At 68.9% G+C, this 24209-nt stretch carries 17 protein-coding genes, 1 other RNA gene and 1 pseudogene; 11 read left to right on the top strand and 8 right to left on the bottom strand.

Annotated elements, in window-relative coordinates:
- Nucleotides 1-23 precede the first annotated feature (23 nt).
- Nucleotides 24-1385, top strand: coding sequence for an MFS transporter (locus tag AC06DU_RS20835; RefSeq protein WP_024939637.1), 1362 nt, complete (start codon nucleotides 24-26; stop codon nucleotides 1383-1385).
- Nucleotides 1386-1605: 220 nt separating this feature from the next.
- On the opposite strand, the gene AC06DU_RS20830 is transcribed toward AC06DU_RS20835, so the two are convergent.
- From AC06DU_RS20830 to AC06DU_RS20810, 5 genes are all read right to left on the bottom strand, one after another.
- A complete protein-coding gene (locus AC06DU_RS20830; protein ID WP_434983130.1) occupies nucleotides 1606-3807 on the bottom strand; it encodes an FUSC family protein in 2202 nt (733 codons plus the stop codon).
- On the bottom strand, nucleotides 3804-5264 hold the full coding sequence (locus AC06DU_RS20825) for an efflux transporter outer membrane subunit (protein WP_104575310.1): 1461 nt from the start codon (nucleotides 5262-5264) through the stop codon (nucleotides 3804-3806). Before AC06DU_RS20825 ends, AC06DU_RS20830 begins: the two co-directional genes overlap by 4 nt.
- The gene (locus AC06DU_RS20820; protein ID WP_434983129.1) at nucleotides 5261-6181 is read right to left on the bottom strand and encodes an efflux RND transporter periplasmic adaptor subunit; all 921 of its coding nucleotides are present in this window, start codon (nucleotides 6179-6181) and stop codon (nucleotides 5261-5263) included. The genes AC06DU_RS20825 and AC06DU_RS20820 overlap by 4 nt, the downstream gene beginning before the upstream one ends.
- Nucleotides 6178-6396, bottom strand: a complete 219-nt coding sequence (locus tag AC06DU_RS20815) for a DUF1656 domain-containing protein (protein ID WP_024939640.1) — start codon at nucleotides 6394-6396, stop codon at nucleotides 6178-6180. Before AC06DU_RS20815 ends, AC06DU_RS20820 begins: the two co-directional genes overlap by 4 nt.
- 102 nt (nucleotides 6397-6498) lie before the next feature.
- Nucleotides 6499-6954, bottom strand: coding sequence for a MarR family winged helix-turn-helix transcriptional regulator (locus AC06DU_RS20810; RefSeq protein ID WP_024939641.1), 456 nt, complete (start codon nucleotides 6952-6954; stop codon nucleotides 6499-6501).
- A gap of 131 nt (nucleotides 6955-7085) precedes the next feature.
- Here AC06DU_RS20810 and folE point away from each other — a divergent pair, with 131 nt between their 5' ends.
- The 4 genes and pseudogenes from folE to AC06DU_RS20790 all read left to right on the top strand — a co-directional run.
- Nucleotides 7086-7688 carry a GTP cyclohydrolase I FolE gene (folE, locus tag AC06DU_RS20805; protein WP_016902173.1) on the top strand — a complete coding sequence of 201 codons (603 nt, stop codon included), beginning with the start codon at nucleotides 7086-7088 and terminating at the stop codon, nucleotides 7686-7688.
- 19 nt (nucleotides 7689-7707) lie between these two features.
- Nucleotides 7708-9177 (top strand): DUF3375 domain-containing protein, encoded by a 1470-nt coding sequence (locus AC06DU_RS20800; protein WP_434983128.1) that lies wholly within the window; start codon nucleotides 7708-7710, stop codon nucleotides 9175-9177.
- Nucleotides 9164-9865 carry a DUF4194 domain-containing protein gene (locus AC06DU_RS20795; protein ID WP_016902175.1) on the top strand — a complete coding sequence of 234 codons (702 nt, stop codon included), beginning with the start codon at nucleotides 9164-9166 and terminating at the stop codon, nucleotides 9863-9865. Before AC06DU_RS20800 ends, AC06DU_RS20795 begins: the two co-directional genes overlap by 14 nt.
- Nucleotides 9866-10248: 383 nt before the next feature.
- Nucleotides 10249-13641, top strand: a pseudogene (locus AC06DU_RS20790) (ATP-binding protein); the annotation flags it as partial.
- A gap of 795 nt (nucleotides 13642-14436) precedes the next feature.
- Here the strand turns inward: AC06DU_RS20790 and AC06DU_RS20785 are convergent.
- A complete protein-coding gene (locus AC06DU_RS20785) occupies nucleotides 14437-15216 on the bottom strand; it encodes a sulfite exporter TauE/SafE family protein (protein WP_184380536.1) in 780 nt (259 codons plus the stop codon).
- Between the two features lie 82 nt (nucleotides 15217-15298).
- Between AC06DU_RS20785 and AC06DU_RS20780 the strand changes: the two genes are divergently transcribed.
- The 6 genes from AC06DU_RS20780 to bphP all read left to right on the top strand — a co-directional run bounded on the left by AC06DU_RS20780 (nucleotide 15299) and on the right by bphP (nucleotide 22763).
- Nucleotides 15299-15688, top strand: a complete 390-nt coding sequence (locus tag AC06DU_RS20780) for a YchJ family protein (protein ID WP_478203124.1) — start codon at nucleotides 15299-15301, stop codon at nucleotides 15686-15688.
- Between the two features lie 158 nt (nucleotides 15689-15846).
- Entirely contained in the window at nucleotides 15847-16053 is a 207-nt protein-coding gene (locus AC06DU_RS20775; protein WP_024939646.1) for a hypothetical protein, read from the top strand.
- Nucleotides 16054-16368: 315 nt separating this feature from the next.
- Entirely contained in the window at nucleotides 16369-18528 is a 2160-nt protein-coding gene (locus AC06DU_RS20770) for a lytic murein transglycosylase (protein WP_478203123.1), read from the top strand.
- 378 nt (nucleotides 18529-18906) lie between these two features.
- On the top strand, nucleotides 18907-20172 hold the full coding sequence (locus AC06DU_RS20765) for a TCR/Tet family MFS transporter (protein WP_228910978.1): 1266 nt from the start codon (nucleotides 18907-18909) through the stop codon (nucleotides 20170-20172).
- Between the two features lie 99 nt (nucleotides 20173-20271).
- Nucleotides 20272-20865, top strand: coding sequence for a biliverdin-producing heme oxygenase (locus AC06DU_RS20760; protein WP_104553809.1), 594 nt, complete (start codon nucleotides 20272-20274; stop codon nucleotides 20863-20865).
- Nucleotides 20862-22763, top strand: coding sequence for a bacteriophytochrome BphP (gene bphP / locus AC06DU_RS20755; RefSeq protein ID WP_167710204.1), 1902 nt, complete (start codon nucleotides 20862-20864; stop codon nucleotides 22761-22763). The genes AC06DU_RS20760 and bphP overlap by 4 nt, the downstream gene beginning before the upstream one ends.
- Nucleotides 22764-22802: 39 nt before the next feature.
- On the opposite strand, the gene AC06DU_RS20750 is transcribed toward bphP, so the two are convergent.
- Both AC06DU_RS20750 and AC06DU_RS20745 read right to left on the bottom strand, forming a co-directional pair.
- Nucleotides 22803-22871, bottom strand: a non-coding RNA gene (locus tag AC06DU_RS20750) — sX9 sRNA.
- A gap of 55 nt (nucleotides 22872-22926) precedes the next feature.
- Complete coding sequence (locus tag AC06DU_RS20745; RefSeq protein ID WP_478203122.1) at nucleotides 22927-24102, bottom strand: benzoate/H(+) symporter BenE family transporter; 1176 nt, start codon at nucleotides 24100-24102, stop codon at nucleotides 22927-22929.
- Between the last annotated feature and the right edge of the window lie 107 nt (nucleotides 24103-24209).

Raw genomic sequence — 24209 nt, 5'->3', positions numbered from 1 at the left:
CCCACCCACAAGGTTCTGACTGCATGAGCGCACCCCCAACGTCTCCGATCGCCGCCGGTTCTGGCGCAGCCCCCGGTAGCCTTCGCCGTTCGGTGTCCAACACGCTCAAGGGATCGGCCGGCAATCTGGTCGAGTGGTACGACGTCTACGTCTACTCGGTGTTTGCCACCTACTTCGAATCGCAGTTCTTCTCCAAGGAAGACAAGAACGCCACGATGTTCGTGTGGGCGATCTTTGCGATGACCTTTTTGATGCGCCCGATCGGTGCGTGGTACTTCGGCCGCTTCGCCGACCGCTACGGCCGCCGGCTGGCGTTGACCATCTCGGTGTCGATGATGGCGCTGTGCTCGTTCGTCATCGCGGTGACGCCGACGGTGGCCACGATCGGCATCGCCGCGCCGATCATCCTGCTGCTGGCGCGCCTGCTGCAGGGCTTTGCCACCGGCGGCGAGTACGGCACCAGCGCCACCTACATGTCCGAGGCGGCGATTCCCGGCCGGCGCGGGTTCCTGTCCTCGTTCCATTACGTCACGCTGGTCGGCGGGCACGTGCTGGCGCAGACCACCTTGCTGGTGATGCTGCATTTCTTCGATGCGCCGCAGGTGTCCGAGTGGGGCTGGCGCGTGGCGTTCGGCCTGGGCGGCATCGGTGCGTTGGTGGTGTTCTGGCTGCGCCAGACTATGGACGAGTCGCTGAGCTCCGAATCCATCGCCGATTCGCGCACCGGCAAGGCCAAGGCGTCGGGCTCGATGCGCGAGCTGTTCGTCAACCAGTGGCGCCCGCTGCTGCTGTGCTTCCTGATCACCGCCGGCGGCACGATCGCGTTCTACACCTATTCGGTCACCGGGCCGAAGATGATCCAGACCGCGTTCGCCGGTGGCGACGTGATGGCCGGTACCATCATCAACCTGGTCGCGCTGACGGTGCTGATGCTGATGCAGCCGGTTGGCGGCTGGTTGTCGGACATCGTCGGGCGCAAGAGCCTGCTGGTGTTCTTCGGCATCGGCGGGGTGCTCTACACCTGGTTCCTGGTGATGGAGCTGCCCAAGCAGACCGACTGGCTGACCGCGTTCGCCATCCTCACCGTGGGCTTTGTGATCCTGACCGGCTACACCTCGATCAATGCGGTGGTGAAGGCGGAACTGTTCCCCACCCATGTGCGTGCGCTGGGCGTGGGCCTGGGCTATGCGCTGGCGAACTCCGCCTTTGGCGGCACCGCGCCGCTGCTGTACCAGGCCTCGTTGAAGACCGGCCATGTCAGTGAGTTCGTGATCTACGCCACGGCAGTGATCGCGGTGTCGTTGGTGGTCTACATGTTCTTCCTGACCAACAAGGGCAGCAACTGGCTGGACGACGAAGCGGCGATGCATCAGCGCAAGCGCTGATCTGCTTTGCCCTTCTCCCGTCGGGAGAAGGGCGCCGAAGGGGCGGATGCGGGGCACCTCCGGTGACTGGCACGCCGACCGTGGTGAGCGCGTCGCCACGCGGTGCCAAGGTGAAGCATCGATCCTGCGGTCGTGGATTGGTACACGACCCCTCACCCCAACCCCCGCCAGCAGCGCGGGCGCTCCAGGGCACGCGCGCCAGTGGCGCGCAGGCAGTGCCTTATCGCCGCGCAGGGAGATGGGCTAAGGACGACTCAGCACCGGCGTTTGCCTGGGTATGCGGCGCCGTCTGCGCAAACACGCTGTAACGCAAGCCGATCAACCCCAGCAGCGCTTCATCGCGATGCGCACCCGCCGGCACCTTGCCGACGCGCGCCAGCGACGTATCCAGCCGCGCACGCAGCGCATCCGGCGCAGGCAGCGGGCGCTTGTGCGCGATCTGTTGCCGGTAGTGCGCGGCAACATCGGCCAGGATCGCGTTCACCGCCTCAACGCTCGGCTGCGGCAAACCATGCCGCGCGCTGCGCAGTTGCAGGATGTTCAAGCCCACGCGCACTTCGTTGAGCATATCCACCGAGGCCAGCTCGCTGCCTTCCGGGGTCAATGCCAGCCGGGGCGCGAGCAGGCCAAGCAGGTCCAGCATGCGGGCGGCGAAGTGCTGCCGGTCCTGCGCGCCGCGGCCCTCGGCGGCATCGGCCAGCGTGCGCCAGCCCTGGCGCACCAGCCGGCGTGCGCTCCATTCGGCGCCCACCGAGCGGAACAAGCGCGTCAGAACCACGGCAAATCCAATCCCCAGCACCATCGCCACCGCCGCGTTGACGAAGCTCTGGATATTGGCGTTGTAGGTGTTCTGCAGGCTCAGCAGCGCGGTGAGGTTCACCACCAGCGGCAGCGCGATCAGCATGGTCTTGGGGCGATGCAGCAACGCGCCGATCGGCAGGAATACCGCCGCCAGCACCAACACCAGCATCGGGAAATCGTGGATGGCCGGGAAGATGCCGAACAGATAGATGCCGGCGACCACGCTGGCCACCACCGCCCAGGTCAGGAACGACAGCATGCTCGGCGCCGGGTCGTCCTGCGCGGCGAAGAATGCGGCAGTCACCGCCGCCATCATCGCGCCGTTGCCGCCGCCTTCCCAGCCGATGCCGATCCACAGCACGCAGTACGCCATCAACGCAAAGCCCGCGCTGAGGGCGGAAAACGCGGCCATGCCGAAATCGATATGGCGGGTGGTGCTGGCAGCTGCCGGCGCATCGGTTGCGTCGCGCGGTGACCAGGTCAGCCGCTGCAGCAACGAGGATTGCGTGCGCGAACGCACAGCAGGTTCGCTGTGTTCAGTGTCAGCCCGTTCGGATGATTCGGCCGTTGCAGCTTGTCTCGCCGCCGCCGGCATCGCGCGCAGCACCGGCGTCGCCGTGCCGTGCACCACCGCCTGCTGCAGCGCGCGGCAGTCCTGCCACAGGTCGAGCAGCTCTTCCAGCCGCAGCAGCAGGCTGGCCAGCAGCAGATGCTCGATGTCCTGATCCACCACCGGGCGCAGTGCGGCGATGCGTGCGCGCAAGGCGTCGACGTCCGCATCGCTGGGTGCGTCCTCGCCCTGGTCCACCCAGGCTGCGACGTCCTCCAGCAGCGCGGCGGTGGCGAGCGGCAATGCAGACCCATCGCGCTGCAACGCATCCAGCCGATCGGCCATCGACGACAGCACCGGCAGCAGCATCAGCATGCGTGCGCGCAGCTGCTCCAGCGTGGGGACCGCACCGGCGTGGCGTGGGTCGTCGTGGCGGACGAAGGCGATCAAGGCCTCGAACTGCACCAGATCGGCGGCCAGACGATTGCGCGGTGCCTGCGACGGGCGGCGCTGCAGCACCTGTCGGCACCATTGCGCGGCGTCCTGCATCCAGTTGCCGATGCGCGCGGTGAGCATCGGCTTGACCGAGGCGGGGAAGACCAGCGCGGCAAACAGCACCGCCATCACCGTGCCCAGGATGATCTCCTCGCTGCGCGCCACCACGGTGTCGAAGATGCCCTCCGGCGCGGTCACCGCCGGGAAGCCGATGAAGGCGGTGGTGTAGCCGGCCAGCAAAAACGCATAGCCGCGCGGGCCGCGATTGAGCAGCGCCAGGAACAGGCAGGCCGATAGCCACAACGCCATCGCCGCACTGAGCAGCAGCGGCGTTTCCACCAGGTTCGGCAGCATCACCAGGGTGGCCGCGCCGGCCAGCAAGGTGCCGAGCACGCGGTACACGCCCTTGGCGCGGGTGGGGCCGAGCAGCGGCTGGGAGACGATATAGACCGTGGCCATCGCCCAGTACGGCCGCGACAGATTGCCGGCCAGCCCCACGTACAACGCCGCGATCGAGGCGGCGAAGGTCTTGGCCGAAAACAGCCAGGCCTGGCGATCGCGCAGCAGCGCACTCATCGCGCGGCAGTCGGGTCGGTGCGGCCGGCGGCTGCTTCCCAGCCGCCGCCCAGCGCCAGGAACAGCTGCAGTTGATCCTGCGAGACCTGCGCCTGCGCATTGGCCAGCGTCATGTCGGCGGTGGCCAGCGTGCGCTCGGCATCCAGGCTGGACAGATACGGCGTACGCCCGCCCTGGTACAAACGCCGGTTCTGCGCCGACGCCAGGTCGGCCTGTTGCTGCGCCTGTTCCAGCAGGTGCAGGCGGTCCAGATCCTGCGCGTAACGCGACAAGGCAGTCTGCACCTCGCGCAGCGCCTGCAGCACGGTGTTGTCGAACTGCGCCAGCGCCGCGTCCGCGCCGGCTTCGGTGGCGCGCACGCGCGCACGCGCACCGCCGGATGGCAGCGTCCACGAGATCAGCGGGCCGAACGACCAGGCATGCGTGGCCGGCTCACCGAAGTCGGCCAGCAGGCCGGTGGCACCGATCGAGCCGCCCAGACGGATATCCGGATACAGCTCGGCGGTGGCCACGCCGATGCGCGCGGTGGCTGCCGCCAGCCGGCGTTCGGCCTGGCGCACATCCGGGCGACGCGCCAGCAGCGCGCGGCCGTCGCCGATCGGGATCGGGCGCTGCAGGGCCGGCGCGTGCGCACAGTCGTCCACGCCGGCCGGCACCTCGCCGGGCGTCTTGCCGAGCAGCGCGGCCAGTTGGTAACCGGCGGCCTGGCGGCGCGCGCGCAGCGGCGGCAGCGCCGCTTCCAGCATCGCCACCTGCGCGGTGGCGCGGGCCAGATCGGGCGGGGTGCCGCGGCCGGCAGCGATCAGGCGCTGGGTGATGTCGCGGCTGCGCTGCTGCAACTGCAGCGAATGCTCGGCCACGTGCAGCTCGTGGTTGGCGTGGCAGATCTCCACGTAGCTGCCGGCCACCTGCGCGGCCACGTTGACCCGCGCGAGGTCGATCGCGGCCTGGGCGACCTGCGTGTCGGCCTGCGCGGCCTCGGCGCCGCGTTGCAGCTTGCCGAACAGATCGAACTGATACGACACCCCGAACTTGCCGTCGGCCAGGTTGAACACCGGCAGCTTTTCCTGCTGCAGGAAGGCCTCGGCCGAGACCTGCGCGCGGCTGACGCCGGCCTCCACCTCGTAATCGAAACCGCCCGCGTCCAGCGCCTGTTCGTACACCGCCGCGGCGCGGCGCAGGTTGGCACCGGCCACCTTCAGCTCGACGTTGTCGCGCAAGGCCTGTTCGATCAGGCCATCCAGCATCGGGTCTTGGTACAGCGCCCACCAACGTGCCGGCAGCGGTGCGCCGGCCTGCACCTGGTCGTTGCCGGTGTCGCCAAACGCGGCATTGGCGGCCGGGCGCTGGTAGGCCGACTCCGCCGGCACCGCGTAGTTCGGGCCAACCGTGGTGCAGGCGCTCAATGTGGCCAGCAGCGTGGCCAGTCCCAGGGGACGCAATACGGTGCGGTTCATGGCGCGGCCTTGGCCGGCACGCGGGCAGGCGCGCTGGCGGCGTCGCGCACGGCGTCCGGCAGGATGGTCACGGTGGCGGTGCGCCCGGCGATCAGCTGCACATGCGCCGGCACCCGATCCAGCACGATGCGCACCGGGATGCGCTGCGCCAGCCGCACCCAGTCGAATGCCGGCGTGACGTTGGGCAAGGCGCCGGCGCTGCCGCTGCGGTAACGGTCCTCGATACCGGCGGCAATGCTCTGTACATGCCCGTGCAAGGTGGCCGGCTCGCCCATCAGGTGCACGTCCACGCGCTGGCCGGCATGCACGCCCTGCAGGCGGGTCTCTTCGAAATAGCCATCGACGCGGAACGAGCCGGTATCCAGCACCGCCACCACCGGGCGCCCGGCGCTGACGTAATCGCCCACGCGCACGGTGCGGTCGCTGACATGGCCGTCGGCCGGGCTGCGCACCTGCGTGCGGTCCAGGTTGAGCTGGGCCAGATCCACCGCCGATTGCGCGGTGGCCACCGCAGCCTGCGCCTTCTGCACATTGGAGCGGCGTACCTCGGCATCTTCGGCGGCGACCAGGTCCTGCAGGCTGCGGTCGCGCGCGATCTCACGGCGCAACTGGCTCAAGGTGGCCTGGCGCTCGGCCAGCGCGGCGCGCGCCTGCTCCAGCGCGATCGCATAGCGCGCACGGTCCACCACGAACAGCAACTGCCCGCGCCGCACCGCCTGGTTGTCGGCCACCGCCACTTTCTCCACCAGTCCGGACACATCCGGCGCCACCTGCACCACATCGGCGCCCACGTGCGCATCGCGCGTCCACGGCGCTTCCATGTAATAGCGCCACAGGTGCTGCAGCACCACGGCTGCCACCACCACCATTGCCAGGGTCAACAGCGCCGGCCCCGCGTTCTTGATCAGCTTTTTCACGATTGCATCCAACGGGTAAGGGAAAACAGGCCGCCCAGCAGCGCGATGTACAGCGCCAGGTTGAACAGCGCCGGGTGCCAGATATGCCGGTACGCGCCGGCCCGGGTCAGCAGCGCGCCGATGGCGCTGTTGAGCAGGTAGGCCAGCGTCATCAACGCAAGCAAGGTGGGAACGAACACACCGTAGAGACTGAATTCGCCGTACATCGGGCACATCCTGGGAAATGGGGAACAACCACGTCCGGCGCCGTACGCAATGCGCACCGGGCCATCCGGAACGTCACAACCGGCGTCGCAGCGCGACGCCCGACAGCGGGCTCAGTCGGGCTGACTCAGCCGCGCGTGCGCCTGCGCGATCTGCTCCCACAAGGTCAGCACCACCTGCACCTGCGCCTCGCTGAGCGCGCCGAACACTTCCGCGCGCAGCGCATCCAGGCGGATCTCGATGCGCCCGACCAGCGCCTGGCCTGCGTCGGTGAGCCACAGCTGGTTGGCGCGGCGGTCGCTGCTGTCGGCCTCGCGGCGCACCAGCGCCTGCGCGCACAGCTTGTCCAGCAGCCGCACCAGGGAAGGGCCTTCCATGCCCAGTTGCTGGGCCAGCGCCACCTGGCGGATGCCGCCGCCGGAGCGGCCGATCATCAACAACGGCCCGGTGCAGGCGCTGGACAGCCCGAATTCGGCAAATGCCTGGTCGGCCAGCCGCTGCCACTGGCGGGCGGCGACCAGCAGGCCGGAGCTGAGCTGGGCGCGGGGAGAGAGAACGCTGTTCGTCATAATAGATAGGATGCTATCAATTCAACAATGAATCAATAGTCACTGAACCCCGGCAAGCCGGCGCAACCGCCACTGGGGCCGCCGGCCCGTCCTCGGGTACCATGCTCGCCCCCTTTGGGTGCACCCTGCGCATGAGCCAGTCCGACCAGCCCGATTCCCCCGTCACCCAGGCCCAGGCCGAAGATGCCGTGCGCACCCTGCTGCGCTGGGCCGGCGAAGACCCGGCCCGCGAAGGCCTGCTGGACACCCCGCGCCGGGTCGCCGAAGCCTATGGCGACTGGTTCAGCGGGTACCGCGAGGAACCGCGCGAATACCTGGAACGCACCTTCGAGGAAGTGGCCGGCTACGACGAGCTGATCGTGCTGCGCGACATCTCCTACGAAAGCCACTGCGAGCACCACATGGCGCCGATCATCGGCAAGGTGCACGTGGGCTATCTGCCGCGCGGCAAGGTGGTCGGCATCAGCAAGCTGGCGCGCGTGGTGGAAAGCTATGCGCGGCGCTTCCAGGTGCAGGAAAAGATGACCGCGCAGATCGCCCAGTGCATCCAGGATGTGCTGCAGCCGCGCGGCGTCGGCGTGGTGGTGGAAGGCTCGCACGAATGCATGACCACCCGCGGCATCCACAAGCGCGGCGTCAGCATGGTGACTTCCAAGATGCTGGGCAGCTTCCGCGAGGACGCGCGCACCCGCGCCGAGTTCCTGCAGTTCATCGAAGTGGGCGGCAAGCGTTGAGGCAGCCGTTGCCGTCGCCATGAAGCACCAGGCACGTATCGCCGGCTATCGCCAATTGCGCGAGCAGCCGGTGTGGAAACTGCTGGCCGCCGACCACGCGCCGGAGCTGATCGGCCTGCTGCAGACGGTGTTGCTGGACGGCGAACGCCGCCTGCCCTCGGCCGTGCTGCACGAGCGCCTGCAGCGCCAGCTCGACGCGCTGCGCGCCGACGAACTCTCGCGCGAGTTGCCGCGTACCGCGCAGGCCTATCTGGCGCATTGGCTGGCACAGGGCTGGCTGGAACGTCGCCTGCCCGAGGGTGCGGCCGAAGAAGAATACGAGTTGTCGCGCGCGGCCACCCAGGCCATCCGCTTCATCGTCGGCCTGCGCGAGAGCAGCAGCAGCGCCACCGAAAGCCGCCTGTCGCTGGTGATCCAGCAGCTGGTGCAGCTGGCGGGCCAGACCGAAGCCGACCCGGAGCTGCGTCTGGCCGCCCTGCGCGAAGAACGCGCGCGCATCGATGCCGAGATCGAGCGCGTGGCCTCCGGCCGCGTGGCCGCGCTGGATGGCAAGCGCGCGCTGGAGCGCGCCCGCGACCTGATCCATCTCTCCGACGAGCTGGCCGAAGATTTCCATCGCGTGCGCGACGATTTCGAACAGCTCAACCGCCAGTTCCGCGAACGCATCATCGACGACGAGGGCGCACGCGGCGACGTGCTGGAGCAGCTGTTCAACGGCGTGGACGTGATCGCCGACAGCGAGGCCGGGCGCACCTTCGAAGCGTTCTGGAGCCTGCTCAACGACACCCAGCAAAGCAGCCAGCTCGATCAGGCGCTGGATGCGCTGCTGGCACGCGGTTTCGCGCGCAAGCTGGACCGGCGCGAGCGCGCCTTCCTGCGCGGGTTGACCGGCACGCTGCTGGAGCGCGGCGGCGAGGTGCACACGGTGATGCAGCACTTCGCCCGCAGCCTGCGCGGTTTCGTGCAGAGCCGCGGCTATCTGGAGCAGCGCCGGCTCAATCAATTGCTCAAGCAGGCGCAGGGCGAAGCCTTGCAGCTGCGCGACAGCCTGCACGCCACCGCCGCCACCGGTTACACCCAGGCGTTGAGCGCGGCCCGCCTGCGTTCGCTGTCGCAATGGCGCCTGCACGACCCGCGCCTGACCCAGGTCGATGGCCGCGTGCAGGCTGCCGATGCGGCAGACATCTCGCTCGACAGCGTGGGCGATCTGGTCGCGCAATCGGAGATCGACGTGCGCAGCCTGCGCCGCGACCTGCACGAGCTGCTCGGCCAGCGCCCGCGCCTGACCATCGGCGATGCGCTGCAGCAGCGCCCGGCCGCGCAGGGCCTGGGCAGCGTGATCGGTTACCTGTCGCTGGGCACGCGCCACGGCGTGGTGATCGACGGACAGATGGAAACGGTGCAATGGGAAGGCGGCGACGGCGCCCTGCGGCGCGCACGCATTCCGCTGGTGTGGTTCACCCGGGAGAAACGCAATGAACTGGACTGAGGACACGCGCCTGGACGCGGACGAGGACAGCGGCGCGTCGGTCGATGCCGGCCGCACGCCGCTGACGGAGACATCGCCTGCACAGCCGCGCGGCGAACTGTTCCTAGGCGACACCGGCACGCTGCCGTTCGACGCGCGGCGCGCGCTGTGCCAATTGCTGGCCGGCCCCAGCATCGATGCGCAACGCCACGGTGCGTTGTGGCCTGCGCTGCTGCGCAACGAGGCGGCGATCCGCCAGGTGTTGTGCGAGCTGTTCCTGGAGCTGGTGCTGGACCGCGAGGGCGGGGTGGCCTTTACCCGGCAGGCCGACACCGCCGAGCTGGAATCGCCGACCCTGCTGCGCAGTGCGCCGCTGACCTTTATCGAGTCGGTGCTGCTGCTGTTCCTGCGCCAGCAACTGGCCGAAGCCGATACGCGCGGCGAGCGTGCGGTGGTGGACGAGGCGCAGTTGGTGGAGGCCTTGTCGGTCTACGAGAAGAACGTGTCCACCGACCGCGCCGGATTCGCGCGACGGGTGCTGACGGCGATCGGCAAGATGCGCGAGAACCAGTTGCTGTCGCGGCTGCGCGGCAGCGAGGAGCGCTACGAGGTCTCGCCGGTGCTGAAGTTGCTGTTCTCGGCCGAAGACGTGCAGGCCCTGGTGGTGGCGTATCGCGGCTTGCGCGAGGGGGACGTTGCGCTCGACTAAGTGCCTTCCCCCATCGGGAGAAGGTGCCCGAAGCGCGGATGAGCGGACGGCCGATCGCGATGCCCGATGTATGACGCCCGGGATGCGTGGAGTTTGTGTAGTCGTGCGTTGTGCGATGGATGTCGGCTCTCACGCCCGATCAAACGCGATCACTTTTCCACGGGCTGCAGCAGGGCATCCAGCTTCCTTATCGGCCGCCGCCGCCCCACGTCAACGCAGACCACCGCCCCCGTAGGAGCGGCCCAGGCCGCGAAGGGACGTACCGAATCACTCCCAGACCACAGCACCGCCACCAGCCCAGCAGCACGCAACACCCCGCTACAAACAGTCCTGATGTAAGTCGTCTTCAGCGTTACCCGTCATCCCGTTTTGGTGAGTGAGCCATGAATTCCCAGTCCAACCTGTCGCCGGCGCAGCCGGGCGCGTCCCTGTTCACTGATTCGCTTGCCGAGCAGCGCGCGCAGCAGTTCCGCATGCGGCGCTTGCAGGTGCACAACTGGGGCACGTTCAACGGCTTGACCGAGGTGCCGATCGCCGAGAAGGGCTTCCTGTTCGTCGGGCGCTCCGGGTCGGGCAAGTCGACCCTGCTGGATGCGATGTCGGCATTGCTGACCCCGCCCAGCATCGTCGACTTCAACGCCGCCGCACGCGAGGCCGAGCGCAGCGGGCGCGATCGCAGCCTGGTGTCGTATGTGCGCGGTGCCTGGGCCGATCAGCAGGACAGCGCCTCGGGCGAGATCGCCACCCAATACCTGCGCAAGGGCGCCACCTGGTCGGCGCTGGTGCTGGAATACCGCAACGCGCACGGCGAGACGGTCAGCCTGATTCGCCTGTTCTGGATCGCCGGCAGCGGCAATGCCGCGGCCGATGTGCGCCGCCATTACATGGTCGCGCCGCGCAGCTTCGATGTGGCCAGCGAGCTGGATGGCTTCGATCTGGATCTGCGCAGGCTCAAGGCGCGTCTTGGCGAGGAGGTCGCGCATTTCGACGGTTTCGCCGGCTACGCAGAGCGCTTTCGGCATGCGCTGGGCATCGGCAACGAGATGGCGTTGCGGTTGCTGCACAAGACCCAGTCGGCCAAGAACCTGGGCGATCTCAATGTGTTCCTGCGCGGCTTCATGCTGGACGAGCCGCGCACGTTCGAGGCGGCCGACCGGCTGGTGGAAGACTTCGCCGAACTCGACGGCGCACACCATGCGGTGGTCACCGCACGCCGGCAGGTGGAAACGCTCAGCCCGGCACGCGAGCACCATGCGGCGCTGATGGCCTTGCGCCACAGCGTCGGCGAGTTGCGCGAGCTGCAGCTGGGCGTGGACAGCTACCGCGAACAGCAGCGTCTGGCCTTGCTGGAGACGCGCCTGCACGAACTCGACAGCCAGGACCGCGGGCTGGCCGGCGAAGAAGGCCAGCGGCGTGAGTCGCTGGACAATCACGAACAGAAGCTCGCCGGGCTGGAACGCGAACAACGCGCCGCCGGTGGCGAGCAGATCGAGGAACTCGAACGCGAGCGCGCCCGGGTCGAGCGCGAGCGCGACGAGCGCCTGCGGCGTCGCGTGCAGATCGAACAGGCCTGCCGCCAGCTCGGCACCGCCCTGGCCGCAGGCGCCAGCGGCTTTGCCGAGCAGATCGCGTACGCGCAGACCGTGCTCGAGAACGGCAAGCACGACGCCAGCGCGCTGGACGAGGCGATCGCCGAGCGCATGGGTGTGCGCCGCGACGATGAGCGGCGCTTTGCCGAGATCCGCGCCGAACTGGATGCGTTGAAGCGCGCCCCGTCCAGCATGCCGGCACCGATGCAGGCCTTGCGCGCGCGCCTGTGCGAGGACACCGGCATTGCCGAAGCGGCGCTGCCGTTCGTCGGCGAACTGGTGCAGGTGCGCGAGGATCAATCTGCCTGGCGCGGCGCGATCGAGCGCGTGCTGAGCGGTTTTGCGCAGTCGCTGCTGGTGGACGACCGCCATTACGCGCAGGTCAGCGAGTGGGTCAACCGCACCCAGCTCGGCACGCGGCTGGTGTATTTCCGGGTACGCCGCAACGATGCGCTGCATGCGCGCACGCCGGATGCGCGTGCATTGCCGGGCAAGCTGCAGCTGCGCGAGCACGCCTTCACCGAGTGGCTGCGCAACGAGTTGATGCGCCGCTTCGACTACGAATGCGTCGATAACGCCGCCGCGCTGCGCAATGCCGACCGCGCCATCACCCGCGAAGGGCAGGTCAAGCATCCCGGCGACCGTTACGAAAAGGACGACCGCCATGCGGTCAACGACCGCAAACGCTGGTTGCTGGGCCACGACAACCGCGACAAGCTCAAGGTGTTCGAGCGCGAATCGCAGACGCTTGCCCAGCGCATCGCCGGTTGCGATGCCGACGTGGCCGCGCTGCGCAAGCAACGCGAGCAGGACCAGGAACGGCAGCTGGCCGCGCACACGCTGGTGGAGCGCGACTGGGACGAGATCGATGTCGGCCCCAAGCTGCAGCGCCTGAGCGATATCGACGAACAGCTGCAGCAGCTGCGCGAAGGCAACAGCGGCCTGCGCGCGCTCGGCCAGGCGATCGAGACCGCACGCACCTTGCGCGACCAGGCCAAGCGCACCTACGAGGACGTGCGGCTGGAGCGCGCGCAGCTGGCACGCGAGCGGGTCCGGCTGGAACAGCAGCACGCTGCCTGTGCCAGCCGTGCCGGCACCGCCGCGCTCACGCCCACCCAGCTGCAGGGCCTGCGCGAACGCCTGGCGACGCTGGCACCGCTGTCGCTGGACAATCTGGAGGCGCATTTCCGCGTGGTCGAGCGTGGCCTGGCCGAGCAACTGGCCGAGAGCCAGGGCCGCGACAGCCGGCTCAGCGCGCAGCTGCTCGACTGCTTCCGCAAGTACTGCCAGCAATGGCCGGAAGACAGCGGCGATTTCACCGTGAGCCTGGCCAGTGCCGACGATTTTCTCGCGCGCCTGGATCGCCTGGAGAGCGATGGCCTGCCGCGCCACGAGCACCGCTTCTTCGATCTGCTGCAGACCCAGAGCAAGAACAACCTGCTGGCCCTGCAGCGCCACACCGCCGAGGCCCACAAGGGCATCAAGCAGCGCATGGACGAGGTCAACGCCAGTCTGGAGCAGGTGCCGTTCAATCGCGGCACGCTGCTGACCATCGAGGTCAGCGACCGTCGCCTGGGCGAGGTGCAGGAATTCCAGCAACAGCTGCGCGCGGTGCTGTCGCATCAACAGACCGAAGACCGCGCATTGGCCGAAGCGCAGTTTTCCACCCTGCGCGCGTTGGTGGCACGCCTGGGCGCGCAGGAACCGGACGCACGCCGTTGGCGCGAGCAGGTGCTGGACGTGCGCCAGCATGTGGAATTCATCGGCGTGGAGCTGGATGCGCAGACCCGCGCGCAGGTGGAGATCTACCGCAGCGGCGCCGGCAAATCCGGCGGTCAGCGCCAGAAGCTGGCAACCACCTGCCTGGCCGCCGCGTTGCGCTACCAGCTCGGTGGCGAAGACGGCGAACTGCCGCGCTACTGCGCGGTGGTGCTGGACGAAGCCTTCGACAAGGCCGACAACGAATTCACCGCGCTGGCGATGAACATCTTCGAGAACTTCGGTTTCCAGATGGTGGTGGCCACGCCGCTGAAATCGGTGATGACGCTGGAGCCGTTCATCGGCGGTGCCTGCTTTGTGGAAATCAGCGGCCGGCACAACTCCGGCGTGCTGCTGATCGAATACGACGAGCAGGCGCAGCGACTCCAGTTGCCCGAGCGCTCGCGTGGGGACGAGGCCGCTGCAGCGGTGACGGAACAGGCGGTGAGCGCTGCGCAGCGCGAGGATGCACCGCGTTCGACGCAGGGTGAAACGCGGATGGACAGCACCGCTGCCGTCTCTGCCGCTGAGGGCGCGGCACTTCACGACGTCCCTGCACAGGACGACGTGGCGGCCAAGGCGGGCAAGCGAGCCAGCAAGGTCGCGCCGGCATCGACGCCGGCCGTTCAAGCCGCGCCGAAGCCCGCGAAGACAGCCGCTTCCAGCGCACGTGCGGGATCAGGCACGTCGGCAGCGGCGAAGGCTGCAGCGGGCAAGGCCGTGTCCGCCAAACCTGCATCAGCCAGGCGTGCATCGCCTGCAGCGGGCACAGCGCGCAAGCCGGCAACACCGACCAAACCGGGCAGGACGCCGGCGAACACCGGGACGGCATCCAGGCGCACGATCGCGTCCGTCAAACCGACTCCCCAGCCGAACAAGGCCGCGACAACAGCGGCAGCGCCGAAAAAGCCCGCTGCCAAGTCGGCGGTAGCGACCAGGCGCGCCACCACATCGCTGGGTGGCGCGACCAAGGCAACCAGGACAACTGCCGCGCGCACTGCGGCCAGGCCCGCGTTAACCAAGCCCGTGCCAACCAAAACCGCGGCCAAGGCGCGTGCTGCGTCCACGCGCGGATCTGCAGGCAAGCCGCGCGGAAAGCGCTGAGCGCGCCACCTGGATGCCTGCGTCACCGCGCTGCGGTCGCAGGCGTCGCAGGTCGGGGACAGCAGACCACCACTCTCCCGGCGCACCGTGCACGGTGTCGGCGACGCTGAGTATGGAGTTCTAAGCGCCGTGCAGCAGATCCCAGCCCATCTTGCCGATCAGCACGATAACCAGCACCAGGAACAACGTGCGGATCAGCGGCGTGCCGCCGCGTAGCGCCATCCGCGTGCCGGCGACCGCACCGGCCACGTTGGCCACCGCCATCGGGATGCCGATCGCCAGCATCACCTGGCCGCTGGGCAGGAAGAACGACAGCGCCGCCAGGTTGGTGGCCAGGTTCACCACCTTGGCCGCGGCCGAGGCGCGCAGAAAGTCCAACCCGAAGAAGCGGATGAACAGGAAGATCAGGAAACTGCCGGTACCGGGCCCGAAGAACCCGTCGTAGAACCCGATCGCCGCGCCCATCGCCAAGGCAGTGATCAGTTCGCGCCGGCCGATCTGGCGTGGGCGATGCAGCGCACCGAAGTCCTTCTTGATCAGCGTGTAGACCAGCATCGCGATCAGCAGCACCAGGATCAGCGGCCGCACTGCCTGCTTGGGCATCAGGCTGACCGCGGTCGCGCCCAGAAACGAAAACGTAAACGCCGCCACCGTCGCGTACAGCACCGGCCGCCACGGAAAGCGCACAGTGCGCGCATAGCGCCATGCCGAGGCACCGGTGCCGAACATCGCGCTGAACTTGTTGGTGCCCAGAATCAGCGACGGCGCCTGCTGCGGCAGGGTCGCAAACAATCCCGGCAACTGGATCAGGCCACCGCCGCCGACCGCCGCATCCACCAGCCCGGCGATAAACGCGATGCACAGCAGCCACGGCAATTCGGTGGGAATCAGTTCCAGCAAGGCGGTGCTCCGCACGACGGGGCGACAGCATAAACGCGCAGAAACCCCGCCTCCCACTTCCCACTTCCCGCACAATCGCCAGATGCCGACTTCCACTTCCAACGATCCCTGTCCCTGCGGCCGCGCCGCCACCTACGCGCAGTGCTGCGGGCACTACCACGCCGGCGCCGCCGCGCCCGATGCCGAAACCCTCATGCGTGCGCGCTACAGCGCCTACGTCCGCCGCGATGTGGCGTACCTGCTCGCTAGCTGGCATCCGTCCACGCGCCCATCCGAGCTGTCGCTGGACGAGGGCGGCCGCACCACCTGGCTCGGCCTGACCGTGCAACGCGCCATCGAGACCGGCACCGACACCGCCGAGGTGGCGTTCCTGGCCCGCTACCGCATCGGCGGCGGCAGCGCGGTGCGCATGACCGAACACAGCCGCTTCGTGCGCGAAGACGGCCGCTGGTATTACCTCGACGCGCGCTGAGCCGGGCTCAGGCGTGAGCGAGGTCAGCGGTCACGCTCACCATGAAGCTGTTCAGCCCGACGGACGGCACGGGCCGGCGCGGTTTCTCGACGCCACGTTCGCAGCCGATCCCGGAAGCTTGCCGCCTCGGCGGAGCTCGCCGCGGGGCGGACACGATGATGGCAACCTTCAATCTCTGGCAGTGGGTGCTTGTGGCCATCGTGGTGTTCGCGATCGTGCTGCCGGCGTGCCTGGCCACGGCACTGATCTGGTTCGGCCCCCGCCACGACGCCCCGCGCAGCGCGCGCGCCCGACGTATGCCCGACACCAGCCCCTCCAGCCCGGCGTTGTCGCTGCTGACCGGCATCACCGGCGACGGTAGCTAGGCGCGGCGATCGACGCGGCTGGGTTGCCGCGGCGTCTTCGCCAGGCGGGCCGGACCGGTGCCACTCCATCGGCACGCAACATCATTCTCCGACTCGCGCCACACGACGTCTGCGCCGTGCCCATCGCACTGAAAAGCGCGCGCACCGCACAGTCACGCCTGCGTGTCGCCACCGACCAGCGCAGCGCACGATGCCGTCGCAACATCACGACCTGCACGCCTGCAACCAGCCAGGTTGGCTATCCTCGGCGGCTCGACCCGCCGTAGGAGCGCTCCACCGCATGACCTCCGTCCACACGCCGGCCATCGCGCCGTGATGCCGACCCGGCGCGTCCTGCCTGCGCTGTTGGCGCTGGCGCCGCTGATCGCCTGCGCCGATCCGGCCTTCGACCGCTGCCTGGCCGGCCTGCAGACCCAGGCCGCCGCCAAGGGCGTGGCGGCCGCCGACTTCCAGCGCTTCACCGCCGGCCTGGCGCCCGACCCCAGCGTGTTGCCGCTGCTCGATGCCCAGCCCGAATTCACCACCCCGATCTGGGACTACCTCGCCAGCCTGGTCGACAGCCAGCGTGTCGCCGACGGCCAGGCCATGCTGGCCACCCACCGCGATTTGCTTATGCGCCTGTCCGAACAGACCGGGGTCGATCCGGCCACCATCGTGGCGGTCTGGGGCGTGGAGAGCGACTACGGCCGCGTCACCGGCAAGCGCCCGCTGCTGGTCTCGCTGGCCACGCTGTCGTGCGCGGGCCGCCGCCAGCCGTTCTTCCGTGGCGAATTTCTCGCCTTGCTCGGCCTGCTGCAGCAAGGCGATCTGTCGCCGGATGGCTTGACCGGCTCCTGGGCCGGCGCCTTCGGGCAGACCCAGTTCATGCCCTCGACCTATGCCCGCATCGCGGTGGATGGCGACGGCGACGGCCGCCGCGACCTGGTCGCCAGCATTCCCGACGCGCTGGCCTCCACCGCCAACTATCTGGTCAAGGCCGGCTGGGAGCGTGCCCGCCCCTGGGGCATGGAAGTCCGCCTGCCTGCCGGCTTCGATGCCAGCAAGGCCGGCCGCACCCGGCGCCAACCGCTGCAGGCCTGGCAAGACGCCGGCCTGCTCGGCACCGACGGCAAGGCGCTGGCGCCGGCCGGTCTGCCCGCCGAAACCCCGGCCGCCCTGTTGCTGCCGGCAGGCGCGACCGGCCCGGCATTCCTGGTGTTCCGCAACTACGACGCGATCTACGCCTACAACGCCGCCGAAAGCTACGCGCTGTCGATCGCCCTGCTCGCCGACCGGCTGCGCGGTGGCGCCGGCCTGGTCGCCGCCTGGCCCACCGACGACCCCGGCCTGGGCCGGCCCGAACGGCGCGAACTGCAGCAATTGCTGCTGGCGCGCGGCCATCTGATCGGCGAGGCCGACGGCATGATCGGCACCGCCAGCCGGCGCGCCATCCAGGTCGAGCAGACCCGCCTGGGCCTGCAGCCGGCCGACGGCCGCCCCGGCCAACGCATCCTTACCGCCCTGCGCGCCGCCCCGCCGGTCGCCGGCGCGGCGGCCATCCGCGCCACGGCGTTCAAGCTGCCGGCCGCCTATCCCGCATTCGTCCAATCCCCCATCGTCCAGAAGGCACCCCCCATGTCCGACCTCACCGGCCTGCGCACAGGCGACTTCCACGGCTTTCCCTCGCTGTTGATCGACACCCCGTTCTCCACTGCGGCCATCAGCCTGTTCGGTGGCCAGCTGCTGTCGTTCGTGCCCAAGGGCGGGCAGGACGTGATGTGGCTGTCGCCCACCGCCAAGCAGCCGCCCACACCGATCCGCGGCGGCGCGCCGGTGTGCTGGCCGTACTTCGGCCGCCAGGACCAGACCGGCGAGGTCCCTGCACACGGCTTCGTGCGCACCGTGCCCTGGCAGCTCACCGAGAGCCGGCGCGAGGACGACGGCACCCTGGTGCTCACGCTGACCCCGCCCAGCTTCGACGACCTGGCGCTGCGCCTGCGCATGACCCTGCGCATCGGCCGCACCCTCGAACAAAGCCTGATCACCGAAAACACCAGCCCGGCCCCGGTGCGCTTCACCCAGGCGCTGCACAACTACTTCCGCGTCGGCGACGCGCTCACCGTCAGCGTGCAGGGCCTGGACGGGCTGGACTACCTCGACAAGTACGAGAACTACGCCACCGCCCACCGCCAGCAGGGCGACTGGAGCCTGCGCGACCCACGCGACCCCGGCCGCAGCGACCGCATCTACACCAACGCCGGCGGCCGCTACACCCTGACCGACCCGGTACTCGGCCGCCGCATCGTCATCGCCACCAAAGGCAGTCGCTCGCTGGTGGCCTGGAACCCGGGCGACGAGGCGGCCGCCAAGATGGCCGACGTGGGCGAGGGCTGGCGCCATTACGTCTGCCTGGAAGCGGCCAACGCCGGCCCGGACGTCATCGAACTCGCCCCCGGCGCCAGCCACACGCTGACCCAGACCATCAGCGTCGAGTAAGTGCAAGTTGGCACCAGGATCGCCCAGATCCTGCGCTGCCTTCCAACAGGAAAGAAGCAGCACGGCTCCCTTCTCCCGCCGGGAGAAGGTGCCCCGAAGGGGCGGACGAGGGTGCGGGCGAAGCCTCGTGCCACCTCACAATTCCTGTGGCTTCGCACGTACCCTCATCCCAACCCGCGCTCGGCGCCCCCGCCCGCGCATGAGGCGCGGGCGCTTCAGGGCACGCGCGCCAGTGGCGCGCAAGCCATGCCTTTTCGCCCCTCAGGAGAGGGGCTTTCAGTGAGGGGGATCTTGGGCGTATCAGGCGACAGCTCATCCCCACAACTGCGCCACCCGGTCCACCGCTACACTCGCCGCTTCGCCCCACTGCGCAGCGCGATGTCCCTCCCAGCAGATTCCGCTCCCGCCACGGGCCGGCGCCGCGCCGCGCTGATCTTCATCTTCATCACCGTGCTGATCGACGTGCTGTCGTTCGGCGTGATCATTCCGGTGCTGCCGGATCTGGTGCGCCAGTTCACCGGGGGCGACTACGCCGTCGCCGCCGGCTGGATCGGCTGGTTTGGCTTCTTGTTCGCCGCCATCCAGTTCGTCTGCTCGCCGCTGCAGGGCACCCTGTCCGACCGCTACGGCCGCCGCCCGGTGATCCTGCTTTCCTGCCTGGGGCTGGGCCTGGACTTCATCCTGATGGCGGTCGCCCATTCCCTGCCGATGCTGCTGCTGGCGCGGGTGATCTCCGGGGTGTGCTCGGCCAGCTTTTCCACCGCCAATGCCTACATCGCCGACGTCACCCCGGCCGACAAACGCGCCGGCGCGTTCGGCATGCTTGGCGCCGCGTTCGGTATTGGTTTTGTCGCCGGGCCGTTGATCGGCGGCTGGCTGGGCAGCATCGGCCTGCGCTGGCCGTTCTGGTTCGCCGCCGGGCTGGCGCTGCTGAACGTGCTGTATGGCTGGTTCGTGCTGCCCGAATCCTTGCCTGCCGAACGCCGCACGCCACGCCTGGACTGGTCGCATGCCAACCCGCTCGGCGCACTCAAGCTGCTGCGCCGTTATCCGCAGGTGTTCGGCCTGGCCTCGGTGGTGTTTCTGGCCAACTTGGCGCACTACGTCTATCCCAGCATCTTCGTGCTGTTCGCCGGTTATCAATACCACTGGGGCCCGCGCGAGGTGAGCTGGGTGCTGGCCGGCGTCGGCGTGTGCAGCATCATCGTCAATGCGCTGCTGGTCGGCCGGCTGGTGCGCCGGCTGGGCGAACGCCGTGCGCTGCTGCTGGGTCTGGGCTGCGGGGTGGTCGGTTTCGTCATCTACGGGCTGGCCGACAGCGGCACCACGTTCCTGATCGGCGTGCCGATCAGCGCGTTCTGGGCGATCGCCGCACCGGCCGCGCAGGCCTTGATCACCCGCGAGGTCGGCGCCGATGCGCAGGGCCGCGTGCAGGGCGCGCTGACCAGCCTGGTCAGTCTGGCCGGTATCGCCGGTCCGCTGCTGTTTGCCAATGTGTTCGCCTGGTTTATCGGCACGGGCGCACCGCTGCATCTGCCCGGCGCACCCTGGTTGCTGGCGGGTGTTCTGCTTGCCGCAGGCTGGGTCATGGCCTGGCGGCGGGCAGGGCGGGGGGCCGGCATGGCCCCCGCGGCACAGGGATGATGCCAACCTATTCAGCTTGTGCTCGCGCCCGCTTTATCTGATTTGCGCAGTCACTGCTAGGCTGATGCATTCCGTGCTGCGGCACCGCCTCCACTCATTATGTGTCCTGACACCCTGGCTGTTCCGCCCTCGGCCGCGCTCGCGCTGCGCCATGCCACGCAGGACGCCCACCGCCTGGTCGAGACGGTTCCGCTGATGCAGGCGCTGGGGCAGGGGCGGGTCGATCGCGCTGCCTACACGCTGATCCTGCGCCGGCACCATGCGCTGCTGGCCGGCTTCGAAGCGCAACTGAGCGACTGGCTCAGCACCCTGATCGGCACCGGCTGGCAGTACCGCCGCCGCGTCCCGGCCCTGCGCGAGGACCTGCACACGCTCGGGCAGCCGCCACAGCCGCCCATCGCGGCGCCTGCCGCCGGCAACGATGCCGCACGCTGGGGCATGCTCTACGTCATCGAAGGCTCGCAGCTCGGCGGGCGGATGATCGCGCGCACCTTGCGCAAGCAGCAGCCCGCGCTGGCTGACGCCTTGCGCTATTTCGAACTGGCCAACGACGACCCGGCTGGCTGGCGCCGGTTCCAGGCCATGCTCGATCAACGCCTGGACACCTCTTCCGCGCGCGCGTCCGCCATCGACGGTGCGCAGCGCATGTTTGCCCACTTCCACACCTGTCTTGCAGCGGAGCCGCGCCCGTGAATCAGCCCACCGAACCCCTGGATATGGATGTCTGTGCGCGTGAGCCGATCCATATCCCCGGCCTGATCCAGCCGTACGGCGTGCTGCTGGTGATCGAGCCGGCCGACGGCCGTATCGTGCAGGCCAGCACCACCGCCGCCGACCTGCTCGGTGTACCGCTGGCCGAGCTGCTGGGCATGGTCTACACGCAAGCGCTGGAACTGCCCGGCGAGCAGCCATTCGCGGTCGAGGACCAGGCGCAGCACCTGCTGCATGCCGACGTGCGCTTTCCCCTGCGTGCAGCACCCACCGACCACCCCTGGGTGGCCGCCTGGCATCTGTATCCGGAGCAGTGGCTGGTGGAAATCGAGCCGCGCGACGCACGCCTGATGGACGTCACCCTGCGCGAAGCGCTGCCGCTGCTGCGCAGCATCGAGCGCGATCCCGGCATCGCCGAAGCCGCCGTGCGCGCCGCCAAGGGGCTACGCAGCATGATCGGCTTCGACCGGGTGATGGTGTACCGCTTCGACGAAGAGTGGAATGGCGACATCATCGCCGAAGCGCGCCAGCCCGAGCTGGATGCCTATCTCGGCCTGCATTACCCGGCCACCGACATCCCGGCCCAGGCGCGCGCGCTGTACCTGCGCAACCGCGTCCGCCAGATCGCCGATGTCGGCTATCGGGCGTCGCCGATCGAACCCACCCTGCATCCGCGCCTGGGCACCCCGGTGGACCTGAGCGATGTCAGCCTGCGCAGCGTCTCGCCGGTGCATCTGGAATACCTGGCCAACATGGGCGTGACCGCCACGCTGGTGTCCTCGATCGTCGTCAACGATGCGCTGTGGGGGCTGATCGCCTGCCACCACTACAGCCCGCACTTCACCAGCCACGCCATGCGCGATGCCACCGATGCGGTGACCCGCGCGCTGGCCGGGCGCATCGGCGGTTTGCAGGCGGTGGCGCGTGCGCACATGGAATCGGTGCTGCTCACCGTGCGCGAGAAGCTGATCACCGACTTCAACGACGCCGACCAGATGACCGTGGAAATGCTCGCCGACATGGCGCCCGACCTGATGGACGTGGTCGACGCCGACGGCGTGGCGATCTTCCATGGCGGCGAGATCAGCCGGCATGGCAGCACCCCGGACGCGGCCGCGCTGCGCCGCATCCGCGACCACATCGAATCCGAACACCACGATGCCCTGCGCGAAGATGCGGTCGGCGCCCTGCATGTGGATGCGATCGGCGAGGTGTTCCCCGAGCTGGCCGACCTCGCCCCGCTGGCGGCCGGTTTCATTTTCGTGCCGCTGATGCCGCAGTCGCGCAGCGCCTTGCTGTGGACCCGCCGCGAGCAGGTGCAGCAGGTCAAATGGGCCGGCAATCCGCAGCTGGCCAAGCTGCAGGACATTCCCAATTCGCGCTTGTCGCCACGCAAGAGCTTCGACCTGTGGCAGGAAACCGTGCGCGGTCGCGCGCGACGCTGGTCGCCGCTGCACCTGGAATCGGCGCGCAGCCTGCGCGTGCTGATCGAACTGATGGAGCGCAAGCGCTTCCAGCAGGATTTCACCTTGCTCGAAGCCTCGCTCTCGCGGCTGCGCGATGGTGTGGCCATCATCGAACGCGGCACCGCAGACGCGCACCGGCTGATGTTCGTCAATCCGGCCTTCGCAGAACTCAGCCAGACCGAAGTGGCCGACCTGATCGGTTGCGACATCCTGTCCCTGCTGGCCAGCGATGCCGCCCCGTCCAAGGTGGAGCTGCTCGAAGACGCGCTGCGGCAAGGGCGCGCCGCCTATGTCACCCTGCCGCTGCGCGCGCAGGGGGGCGCGCCGGTCTATCGCCAGTTCCACCTCGAACCGCTGCCCAGCCCCAATGGCGTTACTGCCCACTGGCTGCTGCAGCTACGCGACCCCGAATAAGCGCGGCCCGCAACCGAATCGTCTGGCGCAGCCAGCAGTGGCTGACAAACGTCGCGAGTAGTCGCCAGCGGGGTGCGGACGGCGCGGAAGTAACGCAGTGTTGAGGATTCCGCGCACCGGCCGCGCCCGCCTGGCGGTGCGCGCCGTCGTTTTGATCGCTGCCCTAGGCCCGCGGTCGCAACACCAGCAAGGTGATCGTCCCGGCCACCAGGCCCCAGAACGAGGCGCCGATCCCGCCCAGCGTCAGCCCCGATGCGGTCACCAGGAAGGTGATCAAGGCCGCTTCGCGCTCACTGTCCTGCTGCAAGGCGGCCGCCAGGCTGTTGCCGATCGTGCCCAGCAAGGCGATCCCGGCGATGGCCATCACCAGCTCGCGCGGAAAGGCGGCAAACACCGCCGCCACGGTCGCGCCGAACACGCCGATCAGCACATAGAACACGCCCGCGCTCACCGCAGCGGTGTAACGCCGCGCCGGATCCTCGTGCGCTTCGCGGCCCATGCAGATCGCCGCAGTGATGGCCGCCAGGTTCAAGGCATAGCCACCGAACGGTGCCAGCAGCGTATTGACCACCCCGATCCAGCCGATCGTCGGCGAGATCGGTACCGCGTAGCCGGAAGCGCGGATCACCGCCACGCCCGGCACGTTCTGCGAGGCCATGGTGACCACGAACAACGGAATCGCCAGCCCGAACAACGCCGCCCACGACAACGACGGCACCACCAGCACCGGCCGGGCCAGTTCAAGCTCCACGCTCTTCCACTGCATCAACCCGCTGCCGGCCGCAATCGCCACGCCGACCAGCAAGGTCGCGATCACCGCATAGCGCACAAACCAGCGCCGCCCGGCCAGATAGGCCGCCAGCATCGCCAGCGCCAGCCACACCTGGCTCTGCATCGCCACGAACAGGTCCAGCCCGAAACGCAACAACACCCCGGCCAACATGCCCGAGGCCAGCGAGATCGGAATGCGCCGGATCGCCTTCTCAAACAACCCCGAGAAGCCGGCCAGCATGCCAAGCACCGCCGCCAGCACAAACGCACCGATCGCCTCGCGCAACGGCACCCCGGCCGCACTGCCGATCAACATGGCCGCGCCGGGCGTGGACCAGGCCGTCACCACCGGCACCCGGTAGCGCAGCGACAGCCCGATGCAAGTCACGCCCATGCCGATGCCGAGCGCCCACATCCACGAGGCGATCTGCGCCTGATCCGCGCCCAGGTGACGCGCCGCCTCGAACACGATCACCGCAGAACTGGCAAAGCCCACCAGCACGGTGACGAAGCCCGCGGCAATCGCAGGCAGGGACAGATCGCGAAGCAGGCTGCGTAAGGGAGACATTGGGAGCTCTCTATCTAGTGCATGCATTCTTACCGAGCACGCCGGTGATCGATAGCGCAGCACCTTGCGTGGTCGGCTCTCTGTCGAGGCTCTTGTCGTCCTGCCTG

It is taken from the genome of Xanthomonas sp. NCPPB 3200 (assembly GCF_056393585.1).
This window is presented reverse-complemented; position numbering and strand designations above follow the sequence as displayed.

Coding starts and splice junctions, on each gene's coding strand:
- AC06DU_RS20835 (WP_024939637.1), top strand. CDS start 24: ATGAGCGCACCCCCAACGTCTCCGATCGCCGCCGGTTCTGGCGCAGCC.
- AC06DU_RS20830 (WP_434983130.1), bottom strand. CDS start 3,807: ATGAGTGCGCTGCTGCGCGATCGCCAGGCCTGGCTGTTTTCGGCCAAG.
- AC06DU_RS20825 (WP_104575310.1), bottom strand. CDS start 5,264: ATGAACCGCACCGTATTGCGTCCCCTGGGACTGGCCACGCTGCTGGCC.
- AC06DU_RS20815 (WP_024939640.1), bottom strand. CDS start 6,396: ATGTGCCCGATGTACGGCGAATTCAGTCTCTACGGTGTGTTCGTTCCC.
- AC06DU_RS20810 (WP_024939641.1), bottom strand. CDS start 6,954: ATGACGAACAGCGTTCTCTCTCCCCGCGCCCAGCTCAGCTCCGGCCTG.
- folE (WP_016902173.1), top strand. CDS start 7,086: ATGAGCCAGTCCGACCAGCCCGATTCCCCCGTCACCCAGGCCCAGGCC.
- AC06DU_RS20800 (WP_434983128.1), top strand. CDS start 7,708: ATGAAGCACCAGGCACGTATCGCCGGCTATCGCCAATTGCGCGAGCAG.
- AC06DU_RS20795 (WP_016902175.1), top strand. CDS start 9,164: ATGAACTGGACTGAGGACACGCGCCTGGACGCGGACGAGGACAGCGGC.
- AC06DU_RS20780 (WP_478203124.1), top strand. CDS start 15,299: ATGCCGACTTCCACTTCCAACGATCCCTGTCCCTGCGGCCGCGCCGCC.
- AC06DU_RS20775 (WP_024939646.1), top strand. CDS start 15,847: ATGGCAACCTTCAATCTCTGGCAGTGGGTGCTTGTGGCCATCGTGGTG.
- AC06DU_RS20770 (WP_478203123.1), top strand. CDS start 16,369: ATGCCGACCCGGCGCGTCCTGCCTGCGCTGTTGGCGCTGGCGCCGCTG.
- AC06DU_RS20765 (WP_228910978.1), top strand. CDS start 18,907: ATGTCCCTCCCAGCAGATTCCGCTCCCGCCACGGGCCGGCGCCGCGCC.
- AC06DU_RS20760 (WP_104553809.1), top strand. CDS start 20,272: ATGTGTCCTGACACCCTGGCTGTTCCGCCCTCGGCCGCGCTCGCGCTG.
- AC06DU_RS20745 (WP_478203122.1), bottom strand. CDS start 24,102: ATGTCTCCCTTACGCAGCCTGCTTCGCGATCTGTCCCTGCCTGCGATT.